The organism is Methanobrevibacter sp. (assembly GCF_045636185.1).
Lineage (GTDB): Archaea > Methanobacteriota > Methanobacteria > Methanobacteriales > Methanobacteriaceae > Methanocatella.
Map to the genome: position 1 here is coordinate 1 of NZ_JAZTXC010000125.1, position 4437 is coordinate 4437.

At 29.2% G+C, this 4437-nt stretch carries 2 protein-coding genes; both read left to right on the forward strand.

The window, feature by feature from the left end; translation table 11 throughout:
• The first annotated feature begins 232 nt into the window (after positions 1-232).
• Positions 233-1057, forward strand: a complete 825-nt coding sequence (locus ACKI3Q_RS07270) for a hypothetical protein (protein WP_407415711.1) — start codon at positions 233-235, stop codon at positions 1055-1057.
• The coding region (locus tag ACKI3Q_RS07275) for a hypothetical protein (RefSeq protein ID WP_407415713.1) at positions 1054-4437 on the forward strand (3384 nt) is incomplete at its 3' end. The genes ACKI3Q_RS07270 and ACKI3Q_RS07275, both read left to right, overlap by 4 nt.

The following is a 4437-nucleotide window of genomic DNA, read 5'->3' on the forward strand; positions in this document are numbered from 1 at the left end:
AATTTGAATTATTTCTATAATGAATACATTTTTTTTATAAATTGTTTATTATATTGTAAATTTGTATACAGTTAGATATCTTTTTATCAAATAGATAATTTTTTGTTAAATTATCCCAATTTTTATTATCAAACTGTATAATTTATATATGATGATATTTTATTATATAATCATGCTATGTTGATAATGTGATTATCAGTAAAATAGCTAATAAAAAAAATTTCGTGATAATATGCATACTTTCAAATCAAATATAATTAAATTGACGATACTGATGCTATTCGTATTGTCAACATTATCTGTTGTATCTGCTGAAGATGCTGTTTCAGCTGATGTTCAAGTTGATGAAAGTTATGCTTATGATTGCATTGATGAATTTTATGAATCACAAGACATCCAAACTACAAGTTATCTTGAAAATAATGATGATATTCAGATTGATGAAGATCAAATAATTTGTAATCAGGAAATAGATATTGATACATATCATTTAAATGAATCTGTTGATGTTATTAATGATTTTGAATGTAATAACGATGATTCATATTATGAAGTGGATAATGCAACTTCTGAATTATCCTTAAATCATCAGCTTATTAGAAAAGAAATTAATCACAATAATGTTGATTTGGAAAATAAAGATAATTTCATTGTATTCACTTCATTTACACATGAATCATATGTTCAATTTTTTACTTTTTATCATTCTTTTGAAGTTAACAATTCATCTGACTCATTAGATTTCAATCGAAATATTTTACGTTTCACTGAAATAAAAGATTTTCTTTTGTCGTGTGATATTTGGACTTATATGTCGCCGAATTTTTCACATTACAGTTTAACTGAAAGTGTTATTTTATCCAATAATAAGATATTTAGCAATTATATCTATTCTCTTGACAATTCTATATTTGGGATTAATAGATTATTTAATCTAAATTCCATCTATTTTTTCAAATTTTTTAATCATCATCCTTTTTATCAATATATTTTTAACCCGCTTGATTTTTACCATTTGGATGTTTTACAATTCAAATATGGGGAGGTATGTTTATGAGTCTCAAGCATTCGTGTTTTGTTCTTTTAGCATTGCTAATTTTAATTTCTTCATTGGGATTAGTTTGCGCTAGTGAAAATGTTTCCGACTCCACATCCGATATATATGGTGTTTCTCAAGATCAGGTTTCATTTTATGATGATTCTGATTTAACAAATGAGAATAGTCCTGTTTCTACATATCAAGAAAAAAATTTTACTAATAATAAAAACTCAAACGACTTATTGGGGATAAGTAATAACGATGAAATTTTACGTGGAAATGTAATAACTTTTGATGGAACTTATTTTAATGATTTGCGTATAGCTATTGATAAGGCTAGTGATAATGATATTATAGATTTGGAAGGAAAAACTATTATAACTGTTGTAAATGGTAATCCTAAAATTCAAACAGATAAACAGTTAACTTTTATCAATGGAGTTTTGGATGCTCAATATGCTGGTCCAATTTCAACAGCTAACCGTAATTTTATAACTAACTGTCACTTTGAAAATATTACATTTAAAAATTATAATGCGGCTTGTATGTATCCTAATTTCTTTAGAAACTGTACTTTAAATCATGTTTCTTTTGAAAATTTTACACTGGCAGTTGCAGGCTTTGTCTTTAGAAATTCTAATTTATATGATGTTAACTTTACTAACTGTCATTCTTTAGAAAAAGAAAATCCTGATGATTATGAATATGCTGCTATGGCTGTTACTTATAATTCAGTAATTGATAATTGTAATTTTATTAATTGTACAACAAACAGACATTCCGGTGCGATTTGTGTTGCTGGAGAAAATGGAAATAGAGTAGATATATTAAATTCCAATTTTATTAATTGTAGTGCAGGTATTGGTGGAGCAATCTATGTGCATGGTAATAGGGCTATCAACGAAAATTACCACAGTAACATTATTAATTGTACTTTCATCGGTAACACTGCAACAGAAAGAGGCGGAGCTATAGGTTCCAGTCAAAATTATTTAATCGTAGAAAACTGTACTTTTGAGAACAATACGGCAAAACAAGGTGCTGCTTACATGCTTGCTGGTATTGACCATGGTTTGGATGGTATAAGAGAAGGCCATTACAATACTATGATTAATTGTTACTTTAAAAACAACACCGGTACTGAAGAGGGTGGTGCTGTACACATTACAGGAAATAATAACCGTGCAATAAATTGTACTTTTGATTCAAATTTTGCTACTAATGGAAACGGTTCAGCAGTTTATATTCATGGTGAAAATGCTTCAATTATTAATTCTGAATTTTATAACCATGAATGTTCAAGGGGAACTGTTTATATTATTGGAGATAATTCAATAATTGATAATTCAACTTTTGAGAACAATACAGCTTCTCGTGGCGGTGCTGGAATTTATGTGGAAGGGGACAACACTTTAGTCAATAATTCTGTATTCAATTCCAACAATGCTACTATTCATGGTGGGGCTATACACTCACACGGTGACAATATTAAAATTTTAAATTCTAATTTCACTTCTAATTCAGCTATCGCTTCAACTGAAGATTTACAACAAGGTTTAGGTGGGGCTGTTTATATAACTGGTGATAATTCAGCTATTTCTAATAGTAATTTTATAAATAATGTGGCACGTAACGGTTCAGCTATTTACAATAGAGGTAATAATTTAACAATAGGAGAAGATACATTCTTTGAAAATCAGGCATGGAGTTATCTTTTAACAAATATCGCTAACTTTAAGCGTATTTATTATGACCCTGAGAAAAATGTTACCATTAATGTTACATTTAAAGGCGGAGATAACATCATCAATGCTATTCATAATGATGGGACACCTAGTGAAATATTCTTTTATAATGTAACATATGAATTTTCTTTGGATAAAAATAAAAATACGGGGCTTGATGTTATTAACCCTGTGGATGGTGTAGAAAATAGTGATGATGGTAGACTTCTCTATCAAGATCCTCGTGAAGATTTACAAAACATAACAATAATTGTAACTCATCTTGAGAGTGGAAAAGTTGTTATAAATCATACTGGTCAAACAGGTATCTTCGGTAATATTTCTGTATCAAGAAAAGGTCTTCTTCCAGGTAATTATTCTGTAAATGTTACTCACTTTGAAGACGGCTTATACAAATATATCACCAACATGACTTTCTTTGAAATATTGCCTATTGCAGATTTGGCTGTCGAGAAAAATGTTTCAGATAAAACTCCAAATTTTGGAGATGAGATTATATGGACTATAAAAGTTACAAATAACGGTCCATCAAATGTTACTGATGCATATGTCATAGATAAATTGCCTGATGGATTAATATTTAAAGGTTCTGACGGCAAGTACAATTCAAATTCTGGAATTTGGGATATTGGAAGATTAAATGTTGGAGAAAGTGCAGTATTGAAAATTAGAACAGTTGTAAATATTACAAACTCCACTATAACTAATGTTGCAACTGTTAATAGCAGTATTTATGATCCAAATAAAGATAATAATGTGGCTAATAATACTACAAAGTCAAATCCTCTCTGTGATTTAAGTGTAGTTAAGTTAGTTTCTAAAGAAACTTCTGTTATTGGAGAAACAATTATCTGGACAATTATTGTTACTAATAAAGGTCCTGATACAGCATTAAATGCATATGCTATTGATAATCTTCCTCCAGAATTAACTTATGTCAGTGATGATTCAAAAGGAAAATATGACCCCACTACAGGAATTTGGGATATTGGAAATCTCAAAAAGGATGCTAGTGCAATTTTAAATATTCAAACAAAGGTCAATAAGGACAATACAACAATTACTAATAATGTATTTGTTAATACCACTACTCCGGATTCTAACAAAACAAATAATAACGCTTCAAACAAGACTAATGTTCTTGATTCAAATTTAGATGTTCAAAAAATCACTTTAACTCCTCTTGTAAATGTGGGAGATCAAGTTACTTTCCAAATTGTTGTTAGAAATAGTGGATTAACTACCTTGCATAATGTTTTTGTTGAAGAATCTCAATATGACGGTTTAATATTTGATAGTAGTTTATATCAAAGCCATTGGGATTACTCAAAAGTTAAAGGTAAAAACAGATGGACCTTAAACACTGAATTGGGTGTTGGACAGGTTGTTGTATTATCTGTAGTGTTTAATACTACTAAGGAAGGTAATTTTACTAATATTGTTGTTGCAGGTTCAGATGAAACTGAAAACAAGACTGCTCATAATGATACTACTGTTGTTAAGCCTAGTTTTACTGTTGAAAAGGTTACTTTAACTCCTTTGGTCAATGTTGGCGAGCAAGTAACTTTTGAGATTGTTGTTACTAATACTGGTAAATTAGGTTTGACAGATGTTTTTGTTGAAGAATTCTCTTATGATGGTTTAATATTTGAT